The following is a 23,077-nucleotide window of genomic DNA, read 5'->3' on the forward strand; positions in this document are numbered from 1 at the left end:
CCGCGCCGGCGGGCAAATCCGACGGCTCAGGACGTCTACCCACAAAACGGGGATTTCACCGGAATCCCGTCGCCGCCCGCCGTGGTCGCCGGCCGTGGTCACCCGGTCAGCGCCGGGCCAGGCGGCGCTCGCCCCCCGTGCCCTGCTGGTAGGCGAGTTGGTAGTGCCCGAACACTGCCGCCTCGTCCTCGGCCGGCAGGACCCCGTCGGTCTCGATCGACGGGGCGTCCTTCACCTGCGACTTGGGGTAGGGGACCTGGAGGTACCCCGGCCCCACGACGGCCTCCTCCACCGGCACGAAGGCCAGCCGGTGCCGGGTCGGCAGACCCACCATGACCGTGGCGAACGACGGTTGGTCGGTGGCCGTGTCCACGTAGATCGATTCCAGGGTGCCGATCCTGCGGCCTTTGGAATCGACCACATCGTGTCCGTACCACTCGCGAATCTCACCGATCTCGATCACCAGCGGTCCTCCGTCCCTGCGTTCCATCCATCCTGCGCCCCGCCCCGGCATCGCGCGACGCTGAAGGCCCACCACCGGCCCCGACTCGAACAGCCGCGCTGGTGAGGCCCCGGCGGCCGTTCTCGCCCAGGCTGGGCTGGACGAACCCTGACGACCCCGGCGAACGGAAACCAGGCCAATGACGGGGAGCACGCGCACCGCAAGCAGAACGGCGCAGAGCGCCGGACGACGACTGGCCGGCGAGCTGAGCGCCGAGTTCGCCGGCACGTTCATCCTCATCCTCTTCGGCACCGCCGTGGTCGCCCAGGTGGTCGCCGCCGGCATCGGCGGCCACGACAGCATCGCGTGGGCCTGGGGGCTCGGCGTCACGCTGGGCGTCTACACCGCCGCGCGGATCAGCGGTGGGCATCTCAATCCGGCGGTCACCGTCGCCCTCGCGCTCTTCAAGGGCTTCTCGTGGCACAAGGTGCTGCCGTACGCCCTGGCGCAGACGGCGGGCGCGTTCGTCGCCGCCCTGCTGGTGCGCTGGAACTACACGGAGATCCTGCACAAGGCCGATCCCGGACTGACCATCAAGACGCAGATCGTCTTCTCCACCCTCCCCGGGAACGGCACGCTGCCGATCAGCGACCTGGGCGCGCTGCGCGACCAGATCATCGGCACCGCCATCCTGATCTTCCTCGTCTTCGCCGTGACCGATGTGCTCAACGCGCCGCCCGGCGCCAACATGGGGCCGTTCATCGTCGGTCTGATCGTGGTGGCCCTCGGCATGGCCTGGGGCACCAACGCCGGCTACGCGATCAACCCGGCCCGCGACTTCGGGCCCCGGCTCGCCAGCTACGTCACCGGGTATCACACCGCCTGGCGCGACCAGTACGGGCACCTGTACTTCTGGGTGCCCATCGTCGGTCCGTTCGTCGGCGCCGTGGTCGGCGGTCTCGCCTACCGGTTCCTGATCACCCCGCATCTGGGGGGCGACGAGCCGGCCGAGCCCGCTCAGGCCCCCCTCGAACCCGTGGGCTGATCGCACAGCACCCACAGCACCCACAGCACCCACAGCACCCACAGCACCTTGCCCAGCCCCCCACTCAGCAGAGGCGGCAGTGATGCCAGAGTTCGTCGGAGCGGTGGACCAGGGGACCACCAGCTCGCGATTCATGATCTTCGACCACGACGGCAACGAGGTGGCGAAGCACCAGCTGGAGCACACCCAGATCCTTCCCCGGTCGGGCTGGGTGGAGCACGACCCGGTGGAGATCTGGGAGCGCACCAACTCGGTGATGCAGACCGCGCTGCGCCAGGGCGGCCTGTCGCCGGCCGACCTGGTGGCGATCGGGATCACCAACCAGCGTGAGACCACCGTGGTGTGGGACCGGCGCACCGGCCGGCCGTACTGCAATGCCATCGTCTGGCAGGACACCCGCACCGACTCCATCGCGGCCGCCCTCGAACGCGAGGGCCACGGCGAAGTGATCCGCCGCAAGGCCGGCCTGCCGCCCGCCACCTACTTCTCCGGCGGAAAGATCAAGTGGATCCTGGACACCGTGGACGGCGTCCGGGCCGACGCGCAGGCGGGGCACGCGATCTTCGGCACCACGGACTGCTGGGTGCTCTGGAACCTCACCGGCGGCCCGGCGGGCGGGATCCACGCCACCGACGTGACCAACGCCAGCCGCACCATGCTGATGAACCTGGAGACCCTGGACTGGGACGACGAGCTGCTGGCGCTGTTCGACATCCCGAGGAGCATGCTCCCGAAGATCAACCCCTCCTCGCACCCGGACGCGTTCGGCACCACCCGCACGTCGCGGCCGCTGAGCGCAGCGGTGCCCATCACCGGGGTGCTCGGCGACCAGCACGCAGCGACCGTCGGCCAGGTCTGCTTCGCGCCCGGGGAGGCGAAGAACACCTACGGCACCGGCAACTTCCTGGTGCTCAACACCGGCACCACGCTGGTGCGTTCCCGGCACGGCCTGCTCAGCACCGTCGCCTACCAGTTCGGCGACAGCCCCGCGGTGTACGCGCTGGAGGGCTCCATCGCGGTCACCGGCTCCGCCGTCCAGTGGCTGCGCGACCAGTTGAAGCTCATCAGCAGCGCCGCCGAGGTGGAGCGGCTCGCCCGCACGGTCGAGGACAACGGCGGGATGTACTTCGTGCCGGCCTTCTCCGGCCTGTTCGCCCCGTACTGGCGCTCCGACGCCCGTGGCGCGATCGTCGGCCTGGCCCGCTACAACACCGGCGGGCACCTGGCGCGGGCCACCCTGGAGGCCATCTGCTACCAGAGCCGGGACGTGGTCGAGGCCATGGCACAGGACTCCGGTGTCCACCTGGACGTGCTCAAGGTGGACGGCGGCGTGACCGCCGACGAGCTGTGCATGCAGATCCAGGCCGACGTGCTGGGCGTCCCGGTCAGCCGTCCGGTGGTCGCCGAGACCACCGCGCTCGGCGCCGCCTACGCCGCCGGTCTGGCCACCGGCTTCTGGCGGGACACCGACGAACTGCGCTCGCACTGGCAGGAGTCGAAGCGCTGGGAGCCGACCTGGAGCGAGCAGCGGCGCGCCGACGGGTACGCGGGGTGGCAGAAGGCCGTCACCCGCACGCTGGACTGGGTGGACGTCAAGTAAGCACTGACGTCAGGTAAGCACTAGCGAAAGGCTGACTCATGGTGAAGCCAGTGGCACTCTCCCCGCAGGCCCGGACCGAGGCGCTCACCCGGTTGGGCGAGAAGGAGCTCGACATCCTCGTCATCGGGGGTGGCGTGGTCGGCGCGGGCGCCGCGCTGGACGCGGTCACCCGGGGCCTGAGCGTGGGCCTCGTGGAGGCCCGTGACTGGGCGTCGGGCACCTCCAGCCGGTCCAGCAAGCTGATCCACGGCGGTCTGCGCTACTTGGAGATGCTCGACTTCCGCCTGGTCGCCGAGGCCCTCAAGGAGCGCGGGCTGCTGATCCAGCGGCTCGCCCCGCACCTGGTGCGGCCGGTGCCGTTCCTCTACCCCCTCACCCACCGGCTGTGGGAGCGGCCCTACGTCGGTGCCGGTGTGCTGCTCTACGACACGATGGGCATCACCTCCGGCACCGCCCGCGGCCTGCCCCACCACCGGCACCTGCTGAAGCGCCAGGCCCTGCGCGAGGCACCGGCGCTGCGCTCGGACGCGCTGATCGGCGCCGTCCAGTACTGGGACGCCCAGGTGGACGACGCGCGGCACACCATGAACATCGTGCGCACCGCGGCCTCCTACGGCGCGCACGTCGCCAACCGCAGCCGGGTCACCCGCTTCCTGCGCCAGGGCGAGCGCGTGGTCGGCGCGGTGGTCAGGGACCTGGAGAGCGGGCAGGAGGTGGAGGTGCGCGCCAAGCAGGTGATCAACTCCACCGGCGTGTGGACCGACGACACCCAGGGCATGGCGGGCACCCGCGGCCAGTTCCACGTCCGGGCCTCCAAGGGGGTGCACCTGCTGGTCCCGCGCGACCGGATCAACTCCCGCACCGGACTGATCCTGCGCACCGAGAAGAGCGTGCTCTTCGTGATCCCCTGGGGCCGGCACTGGATCGTCGGCACCACGGACACCGCGTGGGACCTCGACAAGGCCCACCCGGCGGTCAGCTCCAAGGACATCAACTACCTGCTGGAGCACGTCAACAAGGTGCTGGTGACGCCGCTGACGCCGGAGGACGTCGAGGGCGTCTATGCGGGCCTGCGACCGCTGCTGGCGGGTGAGGCGGCCGAGACCAGCAAGCTCTCGCGTGAGCACCTGGTGGCCCACCCGGTGCCCGGCCTGGTCGTCGTCGCGGGCGGCAAGTACACCACCTACCGGGTGATGGCCAAGGACGCGGTGGACGAGGCGGTGCGCAACCTGGACGAGAAGGTCCCCGCGAGCACCACCCAGGACGTCCCGCTGGTCGGCGCCGAGGGCTTCCACGCGATGTGGAACTCCCGGTCGTCGCTGGCGCGGGAGTCCGGGCTGCACGTGGCCAGGATCGAGCACCTGCTGCGCCGGTACGGCTCGCTGGTCCACGAGCTGCTCGACCTGGTGGCCGAGGACCCGTCGCTGGGCGAGCCGCTGCCGAGCTCCGACGACTACCTGCGGGTCGAGGCCGTCTACGCGGCCACCCACGAGGGGGCCAGGCACCTCGACGACGTGCTCGCCCGGCGCACCCGGATCTCCATCGAGTCCTGGGACCGCGGGGTGGACGCCGCCCGCACGGTGGCCGACCTGGTGGCGGGCCCGCTCGGGTGGCACAGCGAGCAGATCGAGCGCGAGGTCGACCACTACACCAAGCGGGTCGAGGCCGAGCGCGAGGCGCAGCACCAGCCGGACGACCGTACGGCCGACGCGGTGCGACTGGGAGCTCCGGAGATCGTCCCGCTGACCTGAGTTGAGCTGACCTGAGGCTCGGCGTCACGTTCGGCGGCGTACTCCAGCAGGCTGCCGGGCGCGGCCGAAGTGTGAGAGTCTGCCGGGGAGTTGCTGGGTGGGAACTCGGTGGTCCGGCAGGCCGTTCGCCTGGATACCGAAGGCGCGGGCGTGCGGAGGCGGATTCACCGTTGGCTGATCACGAGGCAGTGGCGGGGCTGCGCCGGGCCCGGTCGTTCATGGTGCTGGCGACCATGCTCTACCGCGCCAGCCACCTGGCCGGCGGCTTCCTCGTCCTGACCCAGCATCACCGGGACGGCGCGGCCCCGTGGGCGCTCCTGGGCACCGCCGCGCTGTGCAGCGTGCTGGTCTTCCGCGGCGCCCTGCGCGACGGCTGGTTCGCCGCCCGGGCGGTCTGGCTGGATGTGGTCGTCAGCGGGTGCGCGCTGCCGCTCCTCGCGCTCGCCTGCGGCGCGGGCCGCGATCCCGCCTCGATCGCCTGGGTCGTGCTGCTGGGCAGCTCGGCGAGTGCCACGGCGGCGGTCGCCTTCGAGGGCGGCTGGATCGTCGGGGCGGTGGTGCTGGTGGCGGCGGCCCACCTGAGCGCGTATCAGACCATCGGCGCGGGCACCGCGGTGCTCGGCAGCGACCTCAACTCGCTGGCGTCGTCGGCGATCCTGGCCTGGGTGTTCTGGTGGTACCTGCGTCGGGAGGGCCGCCTGCTGGAGCAGGCCGGCGCGCGGGCGCTCGCCGCCGAGGCGCTCAAGGCCAGGTACGCCGAGCGGCTCGAACACCACCGGGCCCTGCACGACACCGTGCTCGCCACCCTCACCGCCATCGCCGGCGGCGGCGTGGACGCGAACGGGCCGCTGGTGCGCGAGCGCTGCGCCCGCGAGGCCGCCTATCTGCGCCGACTGATCCAGCGGACCGCGGACGAGGAGCACCACCCGCAGGTCGGAGCGGCGCTGGAGGAGGCCGTCCGGTCCGCCGAGAGCCTCAACCTGCGGGTCACTGCCCAGTACCACGACCTGCCCCCGGTGCCAGCCGAGGTCGCCGCCGCACTGGGCGACGCGGTCACCGAGGCGCTGAACAACGTACGGCGGCACGCCGGCACCGGGCACGCGTACCTGACCGCGGCCGGCGGCCCCGGCCGGCTGGTGGTCAGCGTCGTCGATCGGGGTACGGGGTTCGATCCCGCGCGGGTCGTCCCCGGGCTCGGCCTGCGCTGCTCGGTGCAGGACCGGCTGCGCGAGGTCGGCGGCCTGGCGACCGTCGAGAGTTCGCCCGGCGAGGGCGTGTGCGTCGAACTGCGGTGGCCGAGGTGATCACGGTCGCGGTCGTCGACGACGACCGGATGCTGCTGGACGGGATGCGGTCCTGGCTGGCGAACGTACCGGGCGTGCGCCTGCTGGCCACCACCGCCACAGCGGACGAACTACTCGCCGAGGCGAACAGCAGCGCGAACGCCGCCGCCGACGTGGTGCTGCTCGACCTGGTGCTCCGGGACGGCTCCGCACCGGCGGAGAACATCCGGCGGTTGCGGGCCGGCGGCAGCCGGGTGCTGGTGATCAGCACCGTGCCCGACCGCGCGCGGATCCTCGCCGCCCTCGCGGCAGGCGCCGACGGGTACCTGACCAAGGACAACGACCTGGCGACGCTGGTGGCCGCGATCGAGGAGGTCGCGGCCGGCGGCACCGCGCTCTCCCCGGAGCTGGCCTTCGCCTGCGCGCACGACGAGAGCCCGAGTCGGCCCCGGCTGTCGCCCAGGGAACTGCGGATCCTCCTCGACTACGCCTCGGGGATGACCCTGAAGTCCGCGGCCCGGCGCGCGGGCATCACACCGAACACGGCCAAGGACTACCTGGACCGGGTCAAGGCCAAGTACCAGCAGGCGAACCGCCCCACGTACACGAAGACCGATCTGGCCATGCGGGTACGCGAGGACGGACTCGGCGCCCTCGACGCGCCATGACGGCTCTCGCAAGCCCCCCGAACGGGTGGCTGCTGGGGCGCGGCCGTCCCCCCTAGCCTTTCGGGCGGCCCGGGGGCACCCCCCAACGACGGGCCGTTCCCCGGTTTCAGCGGAACCGGGCCGAGAGAGCGGGAGAGTCATGAAGTCCATAGGTACCTGGTTGGGGCGCTTGCTGACCGCGCTCACCCTGGTCGCAGGCAGTGTTGTCTTCCTGGCCGGCGCGGCGCAGGCGGCCACCGTCTGCGGGAGCTCTCCCGTGCCGCCGGGATATGTGATCGTCTCGGAGACCCTGACCGGAAGTTGTACCGGCGGCTATCTCACCGAGACGATCCAGCCGCCGTCCAACGGGATCACCATCTGCGACAACTCGCCGATCCCCAGCGGCTACGCCATCACCGCCAACTACACGACCGGCAGCTGCGGGCCGTACCAGAGCGGCCGGATCAACACGATTTACAGCGGCATCCAGATCTGCGGGAACTCCAACGGCTCGATCCCGAGCACCTACGTGATCACCGCGGAGAACCCCAACAACGTCTGCGCGCAGTGGTACAGCGAGGTGATCTCCACGGCCTACAACGGGATCGCCATCTGCGGTAACACGCCGATGCCCGCTGGCTACGTGATCACCGCGAACTACCAGAACGCCGCCTGCGGCATCTATCTGGGCGGTCGGATCAACACGCTGTCCAACGGGATGAGCTTCTGCGGCAATTCGCCGATCCCCGCCGGCTGGGTCATCACCGGCAACCCCATCCTCAACGCCTGCGGCGAGTACCTGGGCGGCACGCTCAGCCTCCCGTACAACGGGATCACCATCTGCTCGGACTCCCCGGTCCCCACCGGCTACTGGGTCTCGGCCACCGGCATCACCTCCAACGCCTGCGGCATGTACATGGGCGAACGAATCAGCAACAGCTGACCACCTCCAACCGTCATCCGGTTCCAGCCGCCGGCAGCGGGTGCCCGCGCGTTCGGCGGCTGTCCAGTCGCCCGCGGCCGAGGGTCACCTGATAGTGGGTCCGGGGGCTCAGGAACCAAGGAGGACATATGAAACGGTTCGTCGGACTGGGTGTGGCCGTGCTGCTCGCGGGCGTCGGCACACTGGCGTCGGCGCCCTCGGCGTCGGCGACGGACACCATCAGCATCAACGCGGCGGTGATCGACGCGAAGTACCCGAGCAAGGTCCATGTCGACGTCGCCTACACCTGCGACACGCCCGCCGGCGAGCGCTCGCTGAACGTCTCGGTTGAGCAGCCCGACCCGCAGGACCCGTCCACCATCGCGTTCGGATCCACCCGGGTGTCCGAGGACCTGATCATCTGCGACGGCACCGAGCAGACCACCTCGGTCATCGTGCAGTCGAAGACCACCAACTGGGTGCCGGACGCTCCCGCGGTCATGGTGACGACGGTCTCCGACATCGGCGCGGACCCGTCGGCCAACGCGGACGCGAAGAAGTTCGCGATCCACATCGACCAGCCGGCCGCGGCGACCTCCTGACCCACGACCCACGCGGCAGCGACCGTCCACGCTCCAGTGGATCGTGACTCCTCCCCCGGACAGATCCGGGGGAGGAGTCACGTTCACCGAGGTCGACGGCGGCACCGCGGTGCGCTGGACCACCCGTGCCGAGATCTCCGTCCCCCTGCTCGGCGCCCTCCTCACCCGGCATTTCGCGAGGCCGGTGATCACCCGCACCTTCCGTGCCATCCTCGCCGCCGCCGACACCGCGCTGACCCGCTGACCCCGGAGCCCCCGGATCCCCGGCGGCAACCGGACGGCGCCGGGCCGGTGAGCGACGCGGGGCGGCCCGCTCAGGGTTTCGCACCCGGCTGGGGGAGAGGGTGGGAGGCGAGCACGGTGCGGCAGTCGTTCCAGGCGGGCCGGCTCAGCAGCGGTTGACAGCGGCTGAACAAGGTGAGCAGCCTTGCGCCCCAGGTCTCACGGAAGGCCGGGTCGACGCGGGCGATGTCGAGTTCGTTCGCGGCCGACAACTCGGCGAAGTCCTGGCGCAGTCCGAGGCCGGGAGTCAAGGCCCGGCCGGTGAACCGGTCATGGAAGGCGGCGTCGGGATCGGCGAGTGCGGGATAGGAGGCGGCCCGGTCGCAACTGGCGTAGAGGTACACGATCGCCTCGGCCTCGGCGCCGATCACCGCCGCCAGTTCCGGGCGGCGATCGAGCGGCAGCAGAGCCGTGGCGAAACCGTCGGTGCCGTAGAACGCGTGGCACAGGCCCGCGAGTTGCAGCGCAGGGCGGGCGCCCCACGCGGCGAGCTGCTCCCGTACGCGTAGGAGGTGGGCGAGGAGGGTGCCGCCGGGATGGTCAATTGTCCCGGCACCCAGCTCGGCGAGTATCGCGGTGGCCTGGGTGACGGCTGCGGGAGGTATGGACATCGGGTCTGGCGCTCCTGTCCGGGTTGGCGGGTCGGCACCCGTCCCTTGCCCCGGCTGCGGTCCGGACCGGAGCGGGGATCGGGACGGGTTGCCGCCCTGGCCCTGTGAGGATGATTGGGGATGAGCTGACTCCAAGTCAATCCTAGGGTTTCCTAGGCCTGACCCAAGGGATAGCTTGGGTTCATGACCCTTGATGACCTGCGCGTCTATGTGGCGGTGTGCCAGAGCGGGAGTCTGAGCGCCGTCGCCCGCGAGCTCTCCTGCACGCAGTCCGCGGTGAGCCAGCACGTGAAGCGGCTGGAGCAGGAGACGGGCGCCCGCCTCCTGGAGCGGCATCCCCGCGGTGTGGTGCCCACTCCGGCGGGACGCGTTCTGCAGGCGGCGGCAGCGGACGGCATCGCCGGCCTCGACCTGGCTCTGCGCCGCATCGACGAGCTCGTACGCGGTGAAGTCGGCTCCGTGCGCGTGGCGACGGGGGCGACCACGGTGCGGCACTTCATGGCCGAGGCCGTCGTCGCGTTCCGAGAGCGCTACCCCCAGGTGAGCCTGGAGTTCCAGACGGAGGGCTCAAGTCGCAGGTGCTTCGCCGCACTTGCCTCCGGCACCATCGATCTGGCCTGGCTCACCCTCGGCTCCCCGGTCCGCGGCATCGAGCAGCGCCCCGTCGTCGAGCTGCCGTGGGTCCTGGCCGTCCGGGCCGAGGACCCGCTCGCCGCGCGCTCCCGGATCGAGGTCGCCGATCTCGCGGACATCCGACACATCCGTCTCCCGGAGAACTCCTCCTCCAGGGCCCACCTCGACGCGGCCTTCACGGAACTGGGGATCCGTACCAGCCCCGAACCCAGCGTCGCCGACTGGGACACCGCGATCCTGCTGACCGAACTCGGCCTCGGACACACCGTCGTCCCCGCCCTGCCCGACCACTACGTCCACGGCAAGGACGGCGCCCTGCGGTTCATCCCCATCCCCGACCTGCCACGGCTGTCGGTGGGTTGGGCCGTACGCCGCTGGGACGCCCTCACCCCGCTCGCCCGGACCTTCGCCGACACCGTCAGCCTCAGCTGCGCACCGAGGCCGTGAGCGACGGCTCGCCAGTCGAACCTCCAGGCGCGGGGGGCTGGTTCGCCGTCGTCGGGAGCGCAAGGCGGAGGACCCCACCGGACGTGGAGTCCTCCGCCGTATGCCAGGGGGGCGAACCAGGCGAACCAGGCGAACTATCCGGCCTGGACGTCGTGCAGGGCGGCTACCAGGGCATCCACGTCCTGAACGGTGTTGTACAGGGCCAGCGAGGCGCGGACCGCGCTCTGCAGGCCGAAGGAGGCCAGCGCCGGCTGTGCGCAGTGGTGCCCGGCGCGCACCGCGATGCCCTGCTGGTCGAGTGCCCCGGCCAGTACCATCGGGTCGGTCCCGGCGAGCAGAAAGGTCAGCACCCCGATCTTCCCCGGTGCGTCGCCGATCAGTTGGAGCCCCGGGACGGTCGACAGCGCGCCCATCGCGTACAGGGTGAGCTGCTCCTCGTACGTGGTGGCGGCCTCCCGGTCCAGCCCGGCGAGGTACTGCAGGGCCGCCCGCAGTCCGGCGACCCCGGCGATGTGGCCGGTCCCCGCTTCGAGCCGGTGCGGGATGGGAGCGTACGTGGTCTCCTTGAACTCCACCGAGTCGATCATGTTGCCGCCGGCCTGCCACGGTGGCATGGCCTCCAGCAGCTCACGCTTGCCGAAGAGCACCCCGATCCCGGTGGGCGCGAAGATCTTGTGCCCGGAGAAGGCGTAGAAGTCGGCGTCCAGGGCGGTGACGTCCACCGGGAAGTGGCTCACCGCCTGCGCGCCGTCGACCAGGACCTTGGCGCCGTACCGGTGGGCGAGCGCGGTCATCTCGGCCACCGGCGGGACGGTTCCCAGCACGTTGGAGGCATGGGTCAGCGCGACCAGCCTGGTCCGGGAGCCGAGCAGGTCCTGGTACGCGTCCTGGTCGAGCTGTCCGTCGGGCAGCAGTGGGATCGGCCGGATCCTCGCCCGGCGCTCGGCGGCGATCAGCTGCCAGGGCACCAGGTTGGAATGGTGTTCGGCCGCCGAGACCAGGATCTCGTCGCCCACCCCCAGGTTGGCGCGACCCCAGCTCTGCGCCACCAGGTTCACGGCCTCGGTCGTCCCGCGGACGAAGACGATCTCGCCCTGGTCCTGGGTGCCGAGCAGCTCGGCCGCCGCCTGGCGTCCCTCCTCGTACACCTGGGTGGCCTGCTTGGCGAGGCTGTGCGCACCGCGGTGGACGTTGGAGGTCTCCATCGCGTAGTGCTGGGCGACCGCCTCGACCACCTGGCGGGGTTTGAGCGTGGTGGCGCCGTTGTCCAGCCAGACCAGCGGACGGCCGTTCACCTCGCGGTGCAGCTGCGGGAAGTCGCGCCGGACGGCCTCGACGTCGAAGCCGCTCGGCGGAGCCGGGGCCGGAGCCGAAGGAGCCGAAGGGGACGTCACCGTGGGCCGCTGGACCGGCTGTTGCGGCAGCCAGTACCGGGGTCCGCCCGCCGCATGGGCGAGCGCCGCGGGTGCGGCTGTGTCAGGAGTAGTCATAGTAGTTCGACACCTCGACGTTCTGGAGCACGGCGATGGCGTCGTCCACCAGCGCGGCGGTCGAGAAGTAGCTCGTCACCAGGTACGAGGTGATGGCCTGGTGGTCGACACCCATCGCCTTCACCGACAGGCCCGGCTCGACCTCGTCCGGCACCTTCGACGGACGCAGGCCCACCACGCCCTGCTCGGCCTCACCGACCCGCATCAGCAGGATGTTGGTCGTCCCGGGAGCCGACTCGCCCGAACCCTTGAGGTCGAGCTTGTCGGAGGGCAGCAGCGGCACCCCGCGCCAGGTCAGGAACGGGCTGCCGAAGAGCTCCACGATCTGCGGCGGCACCCCGCGCCGGGTGCACTCACGCCCGAACGCGGCGATCGCCCGGGGGTGGGCCAGGAAGAACGCCGGCTGCTTCCAGACCCGGGCGAGCAGCTCGTCCATGTCGTCGGGCGTCGGCGCGCCCCGGCGGGTGTGCACCCGCTGGCCGGGCGCGACGCTGTTGAGCAGCCCGTACTCGGCGTTGTTGAGCATCTCCCACTCCTGGCGCTCGCGCAGCGCCTCGGCGGTCAGCCGCAGCTGCGCCTGGACCTGGTCGATCGAGGAGTTGTAGATGTCGGAGACCCGGGTGTGCACCTTCAGTACGGTCTGCGCGACGCTCAGCTCGTACTCGCGGGGGCTCTCCTCGTAGTCCACGAAGGTCTGCGGCAGGTGCGGCTCGCCGCTGTGGCCGGCGGTCAGGTCGATCGGGTGCTCGCGGTCGGCCGAAGCCTGCCCGTCGGCCTCGTACGCGTCCAGCTGGGCGCGCAACGCGGGCTCGCGGTCGGCCAGTTCGGTGAGCATCCGCCGGTCGAGCGAGAGCACCGTACACGGCGTGGACGCCCTGACCCGGTAGGCCATCGCCTCGCCGCGCACCCAGGCGGCGACGTCGAAGAAGTCCCCGTCGCCGAGCATCGCGAGCAGGGCGTCCTCGCCGTACGGGCCGATGGCGCGCTTCTCGGCGCGGCCGAGCGCGATGATGTGCAGCTGCCCGGCAGGGGCGTCGGCGTCGGCGATGAGCTCGCCGGCGGCGACCTCACGCTGCACGAACCCGGCGGCGAGAGCGCTGAGCACCGGGCTGGTGAGCTCGCTGAGGAAGGCGATCTCGCGCAGGTCCTCGGCGATCACCCGGGCGGTGCCGCCGCCGTCGGCGTAGGTGCTGATCAGCCCGTCACCGAGGATGAAGCCCCGGCGGCGGTTGACCCGGTAGACACCGGCCTCCAGGTCGACCCAGGGCAGGGCGCGCAGCAGATAGCGGGGGGTGATCCCGAGCATCTGGGGCGCGGTCTTGGTGGTGGTGGCGAGATTCCTGGCGGCGGAGGTACTGAGGCTCCGCTGGTTCTGCTGAACGGTCTCGGTGGTCATCGGCTGGTCCTTGTCCTCGTCCTCGGCACGGAGAAGTGATGGAACGTCAAAGTGCGTACTGCTGGCGGGAGATGCACGCATTGTTCGTTCGCCAGGAGGATTGTTGCGGCCTCGTCGCACTGACCTGAGGCATGTTCGATTGCGCCCAGTGGACCGTCCTGGGCGATGCCAGTCACCCACTCCGTGAAACTCACTCGAAAGGACCAATTGAGTCATAAGCAGCATTGATGCGTTCGACGAATTCCCTTGGGGAATCTGCCGTGCGGAATCTGCCTGATCGGCTTCGAGCCGGGGATGGCTGTCAGGGTGTGGGGCCGACGGTGGTGAACCGGTAGCCGGCGTGCAGGAGGCGGGGGAGGTAGTCGGCGAGGGCGGCGACGGTCTGGGAGCGGTCGGCGGGTCCGCCCGGCGTGATGGGCTGGTCGGTGAGGCAGCCGTCGTGTTCGAGGACGATCGAGCCGGTGCGGGTGTGGTCCATGACTGTCGCGACGATGACGTCGGTGCCGGGTCTGGACCAGTCCATGGGGTCGACGGACCAGGAGATCGGCCGCAGTCCGAGGTCCGCGCAGATGGTCAGCGAGGCCGGGGTGAAGTTGCCGCCGGGCGCGCGGAACAGGACGGGGGGTCGGGTGCGGCCGACTGTGGCGATGAGGTCGCTGGTGCGTTCGATCTCGTCGCGGATCTGGGCGTCGGACAGGTCGCCCAGATCGGGGTGGGACCAGGTGTGGTTGCCCAGGCGGTGTCCCTCGTCGACGACTTGGCGCACGACGTCGGGGTACTTCTCCACGTTGGCGCCGATCATGAAGAACGTCGCGGTGACACCGTACTGGCGCAGCAGCGCGAGGATCTGGGCGGTGTAGATCGGGCTGGGGCCGTCGTCGAAGGTGAGGGCGGCCGTCATAGGCCCGGCATCCACGGTGAAGGCGGGCTCGGCGGGCGACTCGGCGGGCGGCTCGGCTGGTGACGCGGAGGTCTGTGCGGCGGGTGACGCGGAGGCTGTCTCTCCCGCCGGCGCGGGCGGCTTGGCCGAGTGTGTCGGCGCGCTGACCGTGGTGCCGGCCGCAGCGCACGAGGAGAGCAGGGTGGCGCCGCCCGCTGCGAGGAGCAGGCGGCGGGAGAAGGACGTCTGAGAGTCGGTCATCTTCGCAGTCTTGCCGCGCGCCCCTGGCGCACGGCTCGACGCGCCTGGGACGGTCCACCGACTGGCTCACCGGACAGCCATCGCTGCCGCCGAGCCGCCTTGGGGCTCGAATGCTCCGCCCGGCCGTGGCTGCTCGATCCGGCTACGCTGAGCGGGAGGGTTTCGGGCCGCTGGCGGCGGGGGCGAGGTCAGCCACGCCGTTGCGGAGGTGCGAGGAACCGTGCGCCACGAGGCCGTGCAGATCAACGTCGAGATCGGTGGGCCGGACCACGGGGTCGGGCTGTGGATGCTCGGGGCCTTCGTGCTCACGTTCGTGGCCACCCGCGTGGTCACCCGGCTGATCCGGGCCGGCCGCGGGCCGTTCCGCAACGTCGACGTCGGCGGGACCCACGTCCACCACCAGGTCTACGGAATCCTGGCGATGGTGGTGGCCGGCGCGATCGAGTTCGCGTACCGCCCGGGCGAGCCCGGGGTGCAGATCCTGGCCGTGCTGTTCGGCGCGGGCGCCGCGCTCACGCTGGACGAGTTCGCCCTGTGGCTGCACCTGAGGGACGTCTACTGGGCGGAGGAGGGCCGCAAGTCGGTCGACGCGGCGTTTCTGGCGGCCGGGGTCGGCCTGCTGCTGGTCGCCGGCTTCAACCCGTTCTCCGACACCGGCACGGGCGCCGCCGCGCACGCCGTCTTCGCCGGTCTGCTGCTGGTCAACCTGGCGCTGTGCGTCGGGGTGATCCTCAAGGGGAAGACGGCCCTGGGTGTGATCGGGCTGCTGGTCCCGCTCGTCGCCCTGTGCGCCTTCCTGCGGTTGGCCAAACCGGCCTCGCCGTGGGCCCGTTGGCGCTACCAGGACGGCTCGCGGAAAGCCGAGCGCGCCCTGCGCCGCTACCCGCCCGACCGCCGTACCCGGCTCGACGCCCTCAAGGACCTCGTCGGCGGGATGCCCCACCGCTGAGACGCATGGCCCACGGGGCGGATGCGGAGTCGATTCTCCGGTTCTGCTAGTTTTCGCTATCCGGAGTTGAAGCTCCGGTTCCTACTCTCCTGGGGCCCACACCTATGGCTCGGACCGACACCCGTCCGCACTACAACGTCACCTTCGCCGTCCTGCTCCTCGGGGTCGCGGCCTACTCCCTCCTGCAGTCGCTGATCATCCCGGTCCTGCCGACCCTGATGCAGCACCTGCACACCACCCAGGACACCGCGACCTGGCTGATGACCGGCTACCTGCTGTCGGCATCGGTCGCCACGCCGATCCTGGGCCGGATCGGCGACAAGGCCGGCAAGGAGCGGATGCTCATCGTCACCCTGGTCGCGCTGACCGCGGGGTCCGCGCTGGCCGGTATGGCGAACTCGATCGGCCTGATGATCGTCGCGCGGGTGATCCAGGGGCTGGGCGGGGGAGTGCTGCCGCTGGCCTTCGGCATCATCCGCGACGAGTTCCCCGCCGTCCGGGTGCGCAGCGCGGTCGGTATCACCGCCGCGCTGACCGCCGTGGGCGGCGGGCTCGGCCTGCTGCTGGCCGGGCCGATCGTCGACAACATGGACTACCACTGGCTGTTCTGGTTCCCGATGATCATGACGGCGGTCGCCACCGTCGCCACCTACTGGTTCGTCCCGGAGTCCCCGGTGCGCACCCCGGGCCGGATCAGCTGGGGCGCGGCGCTGCTGCTCTCGGTCTGGCTGGTCGCGCTGCTGCTCGCGGTCAGTGAGGGCCCGAGCTGGGGCTGGGGCTCGGGCCGCATCCTGGGCCTGTTCGCCGCCGCCGTGGTCTTCGCCGCGCTGTGGATCATCGTCGAACTCCGGTCGGACGCCCCGCTGATCGACATGCGGATGATGCGGATACCCGCCGTGTGGACCGCGAACCTGGTCGCGCTGCTCTTCGGCGTCGTGATGTACACCGCGATGACCTTCCTGCCGCAGCTGGTGCAGACCCCCGCCAAGCTGGCGGGCTACGGCTTCAGCGCGAGCATCACCCAGTCCGGCGTCTACATGCTGCCGATGACGATCGGCATGTTCGTCCTCGGCGTCCTGACCGGCCCGCTGGCCGCCCGCTTCGGCTCCAAGCGGGTGCTGGTGGCCGGCGGCCTCGTCACCATCGCTCCGTTCGCGCTGCTCGCCCTGGCCCACGACAAGGGCTGGGAGATCTACCTCGCCTCCAGCCTGATGGGCATCGGCATGGGGCTCGCGTTCTCCTCGATGTCCTCGATCGTCGTCGAGGCGGTCTCACCGGTCCAGACCGGCGTGGCGAGCGGCATGAACGCCAACATCCGCACCATCGGCGGCGCGGTCGGCAGCAGCGTGGCGGCCAGTATCCTGACCTCTGGGGTGACCGCCGCACACCCGTTCCCGCAGGACTCGGGGTACTCCAGTACGTTCTGGTTCCTCGCCGGGGCCGCGGTGCTCGCAGCGGTCGCCGCACTGCTCATCCCGACGCTGCGCAGGAGCACGGCGGGCGCCGCCCAGGCGCAGCAGGCCGTACCGAGCCAGGTACCCGAAACCGAGGGATCGACCGTCGTATGACCACCAGCCACCCAGGCGGGCCCGCACCGACCGGCACCAGGGCGCTGCGCCGCGACGCGGCGCAGAACCGGGAACGCCTGCTGCGGGCCGCCTGGGAGGTCTTCGCCGAACTCGGCCCCGAAGCCGGGGTCGAGGAGATCGCCCGGCGGGCCGGGGTCGGCATGGGCACGCTCTACCGGCGCTTCCCCACCAAGGACGCGCTGATCACCGCCCTCAACGACGAACTCCTCGACCAGGTGCTCGACAGCACCCGTCGCACGCTGGCCGAACAGCCGTACAGCGAGGGCCTGGAGGCCGCGCTGTGGCACATGGGCGCGGCGATGGCCTCGCACTGCGGCTGCCTCTCCCGGCTGTGGCAGGCACTCCCGCCCCCCACGGACACCCGCCGCACGGAACTCTGGGCGCTGATGGGCACCCTGCTGGCCAACGCCCAGCAGGCCGGCACGATCCGCGCCGACCTGACGCTGACCGATGTCTACCTCTGCGTCCTGACGCTGCGCAGCCTCATCGAGGACACCGTCACCCAGGCCCCCGACGTCTGGCGCCGCTACCTCGCCGTGCACCTGGCCGGCTTCCGCCCCGCCGACCAGCCGCTGGCCCACCGGCCCGCTGACGACTCGCTGGTCGCCACCGGCGTCCCGCTGCGCCCGCCGCGCGGCTGACCGGACGCGGTGGGCGCTCGTCCTGCGGGTGTGGGGGCGACAGGATCGTCGTCAGGGTGCCCAGGGCAGTCGCAGCGCCTCAATCTCGGCGTCGTTCAGCAGCGCTTCGATGAGCGCCGGGGGCCCGGCGACCTTGGTGCGCCTGCTGAGCAGCCGGATTGAGATAATCCGATCATGAATGCTGAGGTGTTGGGGAACGGGACGCGATCGGATGTGGCGGTGCGGGGCGAGGGCGAGGGGTGGGTGCTGCGTCCTGGGGTACCGGCGGACGTCGAGGCGCTCGTGGAGTTGCGGGCCAAGGTGATGCGGGCGGATCTGGAGCGCCTTGGACGCTACGACGAGCACCGGGTGCGGCAGCGGCTGCGGGACTCGTTCTCCACGCGGTACACGTCGATCATCATGGTCGATCGCGAACTCGCAGGATGCGTCACGGTCCGGCCCGCCGAGGGCAGGCAGTGGCTGGAGCACTTCTACCTTGCTGCGCGGCATCAGGGCCGCGGGCTCGGATCCGCCGTCCTGCGCGCGGTGTTGGAGCGGACCGACGCGCAGGGCATGGCCGTGGCCCTGAACGTCCTGCAGGGCAGTGCGGCCCGCCGGCTCTACGAGCGCCACGGATTCGTACTGGAGGCCGAGGACCCGATCGACGTCTTTATGGTGCGCCCGCCGGGGGCGAGGGCGAGCACCGCCGCGCGAGCCTGACCCGCGCCGTCGGCGGGGTGGGGCGGCCTGACGGAACCGTGGACGAGAACGCTGCGACTATCACAGGGGAAGCGGACGATGGCAGCAGGCGCCTGCCGCGGGTGGCGTTCAACGAGCCGGGAGTGTGGCGATGCGGGACAGCAGCGGTGACCAGGTGGCGGATCCCACCGGTCCGGGGCCTGAGCGGCGGCAGCTGCTGCGCTTCGGGATGGGGGCGGCCGCGGCGGCCGCGCTGGCGGGGTGCAGTTCGGCCGGCCGCCCGGCGGGCTCCGGCACGCAGACCGGGACCGGTGCCGCGGGCGCCAGTGCCCGGCCCTCGACACCGCGGCCCGGCTCCGCGACGTCGCCGTCCACCGCGTCCACCGCGTCGGCCGGGCCGGCCGACTGGGCGGCGCTGGCCAAGGACCTCAGCGGTCCGGTGGTGCTGCCCGGCGACAGCCGCTACGCGGCCGCGGGCCGGCTGTACCAGCCGCAGTTCGACACCGTGCGCCCGGGCGGCATCGCGTACGCGGCGAGCGCCCAGGACGTTGTCACCGCGCTGGCGTTCGCCCGCCGGTACGCCGTCCCGGTCGCGTTGCGCAGCGGCGGCCACAGCTACCCGGGCTGGTCCTCGGGGACCGGACTGGTGCTGGACGTCAGCGAGTTGAACGCGGTGAGCGCCTCCGCAGGGTCGGCCACCGTGGGCGCGGGGAGCCGGTTGATCGACGTCTACACCGGCCTGGCCGCCCGGGGCGTCACGATCCCGGCCGGCTCCTGCCCCAGCGTCGGCGTGGCCGGGCTGACGCTTGGCGGCGGGATAGGTGTCACCAGCCGGGCGTACGGGCTGACCTGCGACAGCCTGACCGGCGCTCAGGTGGTGACCGCCGACGGCCGGATCCTGCGGGTGGACGCGCAGGCGGAACCGGACCTGTTCTGGGCGCTGCGCGGCGGGGGCGGGGGCAACTTCGGCGTCGTGACCTCGCTGGACTTCCGGACCAGCCCGGCGGTGGACTGCGCGTACGGCTTCCTCTCCTGGCCGTGGTCGTCCGCGGCCAAGGTGGTGGAGGCCTGGCAGCAGTGGGCGCCGACCGCCCCCGACCAGCTCTGGGCCGACCTGCATCTGCTGACCTGGCCGGACGGCCGACTCCAGGTCACCTCGACGGTCAACTACCTCGGATCGCAAGCCGAGTTGGCGAACCAGATCAGCCGTCTTGCGGTCCCGCCCGGCACCGTCTCGCTGCACTCGGCGTCCTACCTGGCCACCATGCAGGTGATGGGTGGCGTCTCCGGTTGGTCGCAGGCCGCCGCGCATCTGCCGGGCAGCCTGCCGGGGCACAGTCCGCAGGGCCGGCTGACCCGCGAGTCGTACGCGGCCCGCTCCGACTTCTACAACCGGGCGATCAGCGGCAGTGGCATCGCGGCGCTGGTGGCGGCGGTCCAGCGGTATGCGCGTACCGTGCCGCAGGGCGGGAGCGCGGCGGTGACCTTCGACGCACTGGGCGGCGCGGTCAACCGGGTGGCGCCCGGCGACACCGCGTTCGTCCACCGCGACGCGCTGTTCATCGCCCAGTACATCGCCAACTACCCCGACCCCGGGGCGGGTTCGGGTCCGGCGGTGGACCAGTCCCGTAGCTGGCTGCAGGACGTCTGGTCGACCATGCGCCCGTACGCGAGCGGGGAGGCCTACCAGAACTACCTGGACCCGCAGTTGGCCGGCTGGCAGCAGGCGTACTACGGCGCCAACCTGGCCCGGCTGCGGCAGGTGAAGCAGGCCTACGACCCGCAGGGGCTGTTCCGCTTTCCGCAGGCCCTGCCGGGAAGTTGAGCGCGCCCGCCCGCTGGTCGCCGGGTTGAGTCGATATATACGCCGGGTCCCACGGCCCGCTCGGTGACCAGGCCCGCGCCCTTGTCCGGTTCATCGCCGAGTCCTCCGGGCGCACCCGGGTGGAGCTGGAGCACCGCAACATCGACCGGCACGGCCCGGGTTGGCAGGCCGTCGCCGAAGGCGTCGCCGGCGACGAGGGTTGGCCGCTGTACCTGTCCAGGTATGCAACCCTGTTCACCAGGTGAAGATCGAGACCTGCGGCAGCGGGGAACGGGAGCGGGAGCGCAGTGGCGTGACGGGTGAAGAGTCGGACCTGGCGGATGCGCAGCGGCGGCACTGGCAGGACACCTATCGTGCCCACCCGGGCATGTACGGCGGGCAGCCCTCCGCCGCCGCGGTTCACGCCGCCTCGGTGTTCCGTACCGTCGGGGCGGTCGAGGTCCTGGAGCTGGGGGCCGGGCACGGCCGCGATGCCCTGTACTTCGCGCGCGAGGGGTTCACCGTGTGGGCCACCGACTTCTCCGCCATCGGTCTGGAGCAGTTGGACCAGGCCGCGCGTGCCCAGGGTGTCGACGGGCGGGTCAGCACGGCGGTGCACGACGTGCGCGAGCCGCTGCCGCTGCCGGACGCCTCGGTGGACGCGGTCTTCGCCCACATGTTGCTGTGCATGGCGCTGAGCACCGCGCAGATCCACGCGCTCGTCGGCGAGGTCCGGCGAGTCCTGCGGCCCGGCGGCACCTTCGTCTACACGGTGCGGCACACCGGGGACGCCCATTACGGAGCCGGCACGGAGCGGGGCGACGGCATCTTCGAACACGGCGGCTTCGCCGTGCACTTCTTCTCCCGCAACCTGGTCGATGCCCTCGCCGACGGCTGGATCCTGCGGGAGGTCGACGCCTTCGAGGAAGGCGAGCTGCCGCGTCGTCTGTGGCGGATCACCCAGAGCCTGCCGCGCTAACACGTGTGCTGAGTGTCAGGTCCGGGTCGGCCGGCGGTTCAGGGCTGGTAGGGGAGCTGCGGTACGTCGAAGCAGTCGGTGTCCATGTCGGGCACCTGAGTGACCCAGCCGGAGCCGCCCGCCGGGGTGGCGTCCTGCCAGCGGGCCACGTTCAGGCAGGCGCGGGTCAGGCCGCTGGGGCGCGGCTCGCGGGCGAAGTCGGCGGGGATCAGCAGCCCGTGCGCGTCATAGGGCTGGGCCCGGTTCATGAACCGCTCCACGCAGGCCCGGGTGAGCGTCGCCCCGCAGGAGTCCATCGCGTCGGTCAGCCACTGCGCACCCGCCCAGCCCTCCAACTCCCAGGCGGACAGCAGCGGTTCGCGGTCCGGGTAGAAGCGGCCCATGGCACTGCGGAACTGCTGGACGGCGGGGTACCGGGTGTCCGCGTAGTTGCGGCTGGACGAGGTGGCCCACAGGACGCTGCGGCAGCCGGGCGCCGCCGCGTAGTCGCGGGCCACCGTCTGGGTCCAGTTCTGCACATTGGTCACCTTGGCGGCGAGCCGCACCCCCGCCGCGTCCAGTGCCTGGCAGAGCCCGGTGTTGCCCCGGGTGTCCATCGCGTCGAAGACGATCTGGGTGCCGTCGGAGGCCATCGCGGTGGCCACCGCGGCGAACGCGGGCAGCGCCAGGTCCACCGTCTTCATCAGCACGTGGTAGCCCTCGGCCGCCAGGCCCTGCTCGAGCTGGTGCGCGTAACTCAGCGACTCCGCCTGGTTGTAGGCGACCACCGCGGCCCGCCGCACGCCCAGCCGCTGCTTGAAGTAGCGGTAGACCTCGGTGCTGAGGAAGAGCGTCCCGTCCCAGCCGACCGAGCGGCCCTCGCGCGGGGCGTTGCTGCCGTAGATCCCGTACAGGTGCGGGTACTGGTCGTACTGGGTGCCCAGTGGCTGGCTGCCCACGTCCGGCACCGCCTTGCCGTTGACGTACGGCGCTCCCGCGTAGTCGAGCACGCTGCCCGCCGCGAAGGCGAAGACCTGGTCCTGGTCGATCAGCTTGTGCACGCATTGCTGGTTGCCGAAGCCGTTGCCGGAATCGTCGCAGGTCACCACCTGCACCGTCCGCCCGTGCAGGCCACCGGCCGCGTTCAGTGCCTGGAAGAACGCCAGCGCGCCGTACCGGGGCCCGGAAAGCACCTCGGTGCCGAGCGGGCTGGTCAGCGAGGTGACGATGCCGATCTTGATCTGGCTCGGCGTCACCCCGGTGTCGCTGGCCGGGTTGCCTCCGGCGGCCGTCGGACTCGGCGCGGCGAAGTCGCTCTGCGGCAGCCGGGAGCCGCAGCCGGCCAGCGAGCCGGACAGCACCAGCAGGGTGGCCGCCAGCGTGGCGGCCACCCTACCGGTCCGGGTCCGGCCTCGCCCTGCCGAAATCAGCTGCTGCACCCGGGCACCGCGCTGGCCGCGGTGTTGCCGCTCAGCGCGACCAGCCCGCAGAGCGTGCTCTGCGAGACCTTCCAGGTGCCGTCCTCCAGCACCGCCTGACCGGCCGCGTTGGGCTGCACCACCTGGCCCTGCAGCAGCAGGTTGTAGGTGACGACCGCGGTGCCGGCGGAGCTGAACTGGACGTTCGTGACCTGCGCGCTGATCTGCGAGATCCGCGGGTCGGCGGCGAAGACCTGGAGCAGCGGCTGGAGTTGGGCGCCGTTCTGCAGCAGCCCGGCCTTGGTGCTGATCGGAGTGGCCGGGGAGAAGAAGCTCTGCCAGTTCTGGGTGACCTGCGCCGTGGCGGCGGCCACGTCGGCCGGGGCGCTGCCGGTCGCGGACGGCGAGGACGCGGCGGACCCGGACGGCGCCGCCGGCACGCTGCTCGCCGCAGGCGTCGGGGTGGTGCTGGAACTGCTCTTCTTGCTGCTCGAACAGGAGGCCACCAGCAGCAGGACGCCAAGCACGGCGGCCGCCGTGCGAAGCAGCGGCAGGACAGGCCCGAGGCGGCCGGACGAGTGGGACCGCGGCTCTGCGGACGGGCACCGCGCCGGGTCGGCCGGCCGGTCGTTGGGCATGGTGCGCATGGGTTTCTCCACCTGGTCTCGCGCTGCGACCGAGTGTGACGCAGGTGACACTATGAAGGCCGATCGACCGCCGGCCCGCAACACGACGGGCGGGCGAGCCC

The 23,077-nt window shown here is 71.5% G+C and carries 23 protein-coding genes; 16 read left to right on the forward strand and 7 right to left on the reverse strand.

All coding sequences use genetic code 11. The annotated features are described in order from the left end of the window. Positions 1–106 precede the first annotated feature (106 nt). The gene (locus P3T34_RS37790) at positions 107–463 is read right to left on the reverse strand and encodes a PRC-barrel domain-containing protein (RefSeq protein ID WP_280672643.1); all 357 of its coding nucleotides are present in this window, start codon (positions 461–463) and stop codon (positions 107–109) included. 178 nt (positions 464–641) lie between these two features. On the opposite strand from P3T34_RS37790, the gene P3T34_RS37795 reads away from it, so the two are divergent. The 8 genes from P3T34_RS37795 (at position 642) to P3T34_RS37830 (ending at position 8,536) form a co-directional block, all read left to right on the forward strand. Continuing rightward, on the forward strand, positions 642–1,487 hold the full coding sequence (locus P3T34_RS37795; protein ID WP_280671054.1) for an MIP/aquaporin family protein: 846 nt from the start codon (positions 642–644) through the stop codon (positions 1,485–1,487). Positions 1,488–1,569: 82 nt separating this feature from the next. Next, positions 1,570–3,087 (forward strand): glycerol kinase GlpK, encoded by a 1,518-nt coding sequence (gene glpK / locus P3T34_RS37800; protein WP_280671056.1) that lies wholly within the window; start codon positions 1,570–1,572, stop codon positions 3,085–3,087. Positions 3,088–3,125: 38 nt separating this feature from the next. After that, positions 3,126–4,838: a glycerol-3-phosphate dehydrogenase/oxidase gene (locus tag P3T34_RS37805; protein ID WP_280671058.1), complete on the forward strand. Its 1,713-nt coding sequence runs from the start codon at positions 3,126–3,128 to the stop codon at positions 4,836–4,838. Between the two features lie 170 nt (positions 4,839–5,008). Then, positions 5,009–6,142 (forward strand): ATP-binding protein, encoded by a 1,134-nt coding sequence (locus P3T34_RS37810; protein WP_280671060.1) that lies wholly within the window; start codon positions 5,009–5,011, stop codon positions 6,140–6,142. Next, entirely contained in the window at positions 6,115–6,789 is a 675-nt protein-coding gene (locus P3T34_RS37815; protein ID WP_280671062.1) for a response regulator transcription factor, read from the forward strand. Before P3T34_RS37810 ends, P3T34_RS37815 begins: the two co-directional genes overlap by 28 nt. A 139-nt stretch (positions 6,790–6,928) precedes the next feature. Continuing rightward, positions 6,929–7,711: a hypothetical protein gene (locus P3T34_RS37820; protein WP_280671063.1), complete on the forward strand. Its 783-nt coding sequence runs from the start codon at positions 6,929–6,931 to the stop codon at positions 7,709–7,711. 128 nt (positions 7,712–7,839) lie between these two features. Further along, positions 7,840–8,292, forward strand: coding sequence for a hypothetical protein (locus P3T34_RS37825; protein WP_280671065.1), 453 nt, complete (start codon positions 7,840–7,842; stop codon positions 8,290–8,292). A 43-nt stretch (positions 8,293–8,335) separates the two neighbouring features. Next, positions 8,336–8,536 carry a hypothetical protein gene (locus tag P3T34_RS37830; RefSeq protein WP_280671067.1) on the forward strand — a complete coding sequence of 67 codons (201 nt, stop codon included), beginning with the start codon at positions 8,336–8,338 and terminating at the stop codon, positions 8,534–8,536. 70 nt (positions 8,537–8,606) lie between these two features. Here the strand turns inward: P3T34_RS37830 and P3T34_RS37835 are convergent, their stop codons facing one another. Next, the gene (locus tag P3T34_RS37835) at positions 8,607–9,185 is read right to left on the reverse strand and encodes a DUF6817 domain-containing protein (RefSeq protein ID WP_280671069.1); all 579 of its coding nucleotides are present in this window, start codon (positions 9,183–9,185) and stop codon (positions 8,607–8,609) included. A gap of 183 nt (positions 9,186–9,368) precedes the next feature. Between P3T34_RS37835 and P3T34_RS37840 the strand changes: the two genes are divergently transcribed. Beyond that, positions 9,369–10,265, forward strand: coding sequence for a LysR family transcriptional regulator (locus tag P3T34_RS37840; RefSeq protein ID WP_280671071.1), 897 nt, complete (start codon positions 9,369–9,371; stop codon positions 10,263–10,265). 134 nt (positions 10,266–10,399) lie between these two features. Here the strand turns inward: P3T34_RS37840 and P3T34_RS37845 are convergent, their stop codons facing one another. The 3 genes from P3T34_RS37845 to P3T34_RS37855 form a co-directional block, all read right to left on the reverse strand. Then, entirely contained in the window at positions 10,400–11,755 is a 1,356-nt protein-coding gene (locus tag P3T34_RS37845; RefSeq protein ID WP_280671073.1) for a SufS family cysteine desulfurase, read from the reverse strand. Next, positions 11,742–13,151, reverse strand: a complete 1,410-nt coding sequence (locus P3T34_RS37850) for a family 2B encapsulin nanocompartment shell protein (RefSeq protein ID WP_280671075.1) — start codon at positions 13,149–13,151, stop codon at positions 11,742–11,744. Before P3T34_RS37850 ends, P3T34_RS37845 begins: the two co-directional genes overlap by 14 nt. A gap of 301 nt (positions 13,152–13,452) precedes the next feature. Further along, positions 13,453–14,292: a polysaccharide deacetylase family protein gene (locus P3T34_RS37855; RefSeq protein WP_280671077.1), complete on the reverse strand. Its 840-nt coding sequence runs from the start codon at positions 14,290–14,292 to the stop codon at positions 13,453–13,455. 220 nt (positions 14,293–14,512) lie between these two features. On the opposite strand from P3T34_RS37855, the gene P3T34_RS37860 reads away from it, so the two are divergent. From P3T34_RS37860 to P3T34_RS37890, 7 genes are all read left to right on the forward strand, one after another. Then, a complete protein-coding gene (locus P3T34_RS37860; protein ID WP_280671079.1) occupies positions 14,513–15,241 on the forward strand; it encodes a hypothetical protein in 729 nt (242 codons plus the stop codon). 104 nt (positions 15,242–15,345) lie between these two features. After that, entirely contained in the window at positions 15,346–16,809 is a 1,464-nt protein-coding gene (locus P3T34_RS37865; protein ID WP_280671081.1) for an MFS transporter, read from the forward strand. Continuing rightward, positions 16,806–17,471, forward strand: a complete 666-nt coding sequence (locus P3T34_RS37870; protein ID WP_280671083.1) for a helix-turn-helix domain-containing protein — start codon at positions 16,806–16,808, stop codon at positions 17,469–17,471. Before P3T34_RS37865 ends, P3T34_RS37870 begins: the two co-directional genes overlap by 4 nt. 174 nt (positions 17,472–17,645) lie before the next feature. Continuing rightward, complete coding sequence (locus P3T34_RS37875; RefSeq protein WP_280671085.1) at positions 17,646–18,170, forward strand: GNAT family N-acetyltransferase; 525 nt, start codon at positions 17,646–17,648, stop codon at positions 18,168–18,170. A 130-nt stretch (positions 18,171–18,300) separates the two neighbouring features. Continuing rightward, positions 18,301–19,974: an FAD-binding oxidoreductase gene (locus P3T34_RS37880; RefSeq protein WP_280671086.1), complete on the forward strand. Its 1,674-nt coding sequence runs from the start codon at positions 18,301–18,303 to the stop codon at positions 19,972–19,974. Positions 19,975–20,093: 119 nt separating this feature from the next. Next, the gene (locus tag P3T34_RS37885; protein WP_280671088.1) at positions 20,094–20,219 is read left to right on the forward strand and encodes a hypothetical protein; all 126 of its coding nucleotides are present in this window, start codon (positions 20,094–20,096) and stop codon (positions 20,217–20,219) included. Beyond that, a complete protein-coding gene (locus P3T34_RS37890) occupies positions 20,216–20,932 on the forward strand; it encodes a class I SAM-dependent methyltransferase (RefSeq protein ID WP_280671090.1) in 717 nt (238 codons plus the stop codon). The genes P3T34_RS37885 and P3T34_RS37890 overlap by 4 nt, the downstream gene beginning before the upstream one ends. Positions 20,933–20,970: 38 nt before the next feature. Here the strand turns inward: P3T34_RS37890 and P3T34_RS37895 are convergent, their stop codons facing one another. Both P3T34_RS37895 and P3T34_RS37900 read right to left on the reverse strand, forming a co-directional pair. Continuing rightward, entirely contained in the window at positions 20,971–22,302 is a 1,332-nt protein-coding gene (locus P3T34_RS37895) for an ABC transporter substrate-binding protein (protein WP_280671092.1), read from the reverse strand. Positions 22,303–22,337: 35 nt separating this feature from the next. Next, entirely contained in the window at positions 22,338–22,976 is a 639-nt protein-coding gene (locus tag P3T34_RS37900) for a hypothetical protein (protein WP_280671094.1), read from the reverse strand. Positions 22,977–23,077 lie beyond the last annotated feature (101 nt).

Origin of the sequence: Kitasatospora sp. MAP12-44, from assembly GCF_029892095.1 — a bacterium.
Classification (GTDB): domain Bacteria; phylum Actinomycetota; class Actinomycetes; order Streptomycetales; family Streptomycetaceae; genus Kitasatospora.

Excerpts from the sequence above, each read along its gene's own strand:
- P3T34_RS37835 (WP_280671069.1), bottom strand. The coding sequence starts at position 9,185 with ATGTCCATACCTCCCGCAGCCGTCACCCAGGCCACCGCGATACTCGCC.
- P3T34_RS37875 (WP_280671085.1), top strand. The coding sequence starts at position 17,646 with ATGAATGCTGAGGTGTTGGGGAACGGGACGCGATCGGATGTGGCGGTG.
- P3T34_RS37825 (WP_280671065.1), top strand. The coding sequence starts at position 7,840 with ATGAAACGGTTCGTCGGACTGGGTGTGGCCGTGCTGCTCGCGGGCGTC.
- P3T34_RS37845 (WP_280671073.1), bottom strand. The coding sequence starts at position 11,755 with ATGACTACTCCTGACACAGCCGCACCCGCGGCGCTCGCCCATGCGGCG.
- P3T34_RS37820 (WP_280671063.1), top strand. The coding sequence starts at position 6,929 with ATGAAGTCCATAGGTACCTGGTTGGGGCGCTTGCTGACCGCGCTCACC.
- P3T34_RS37805 (WP_280671058.1), top strand. The coding sequence starts at position 3,126 with ATGGTGAAGCCAGTGGCACTCTCCCCGCAGGCCCGGACCGAGGCGCTC.
- P3T34_RS37870 (WP_280671083.1), top strand. The coding sequence starts at position 16,806 with ATGACCACCAGCCACCCAGGCGGGCCCGCACCGACCGGCACCAGGGCG.
- P3T34_RS37855 (WP_280671077.1), bottom strand. The coding sequence starts at position 14,292 with ATGACCGACTCTCAGACGTCCTTCTCCCGCCGCCTGCTCCTCGCAGCG.
- P3T34_RS37850 (WP_280671075.1), bottom strand. The coding sequence starts at position 13,151 with ATGACCACCGAGACCGTTCAGCAGAACCAGCGGAGCCTCAGTACCTCC.
- glpK (WP_280671056.1), top strand. The coding sequence starts at position 1,570 with ATGCCAGAGTTCGTCGGAGCGGTGGACCAGGGGACCACCAGCTCGCGA.
- P3T34_RS37900 (WP_280671094.1), bottom strand. The coding sequence starts at position 22,976 with ATGCGCACCATGCCCAACGACCGGCCGGCCGACCCGGCGCGGTGCCCG.
- P3T34_RS37795 (WP_280671054.1), top strand. The coding sequence starts at position 642 with ATGACGGGGAGCACGCGCACCGCAAGCAGAACGGCGCAGAGCGCCGGA.
- P3T34_RS37840 (WP_280671071.1), top strand. The coding sequence starts at position 9,369 with ATGACCCTTGATGACCTGCGCGTCTATGTGGCGGTGTGCCAGAGCGGG.
- P3T34_RS37880 (WP_280671086.1), top strand. The coding sequence starts at position 18,301 with ATGCGGGACAGCAGCGGTGACCAGGTGGCGGATCCCACCGGTCCGGGG.
- P3T34_RS37865 (WP_280671081.1), top strand. The coding sequence starts at position 15,346 with ATGGCTCGGACCGACACCCGTCCGCACTACAACGTCACCTTCGCCGTC.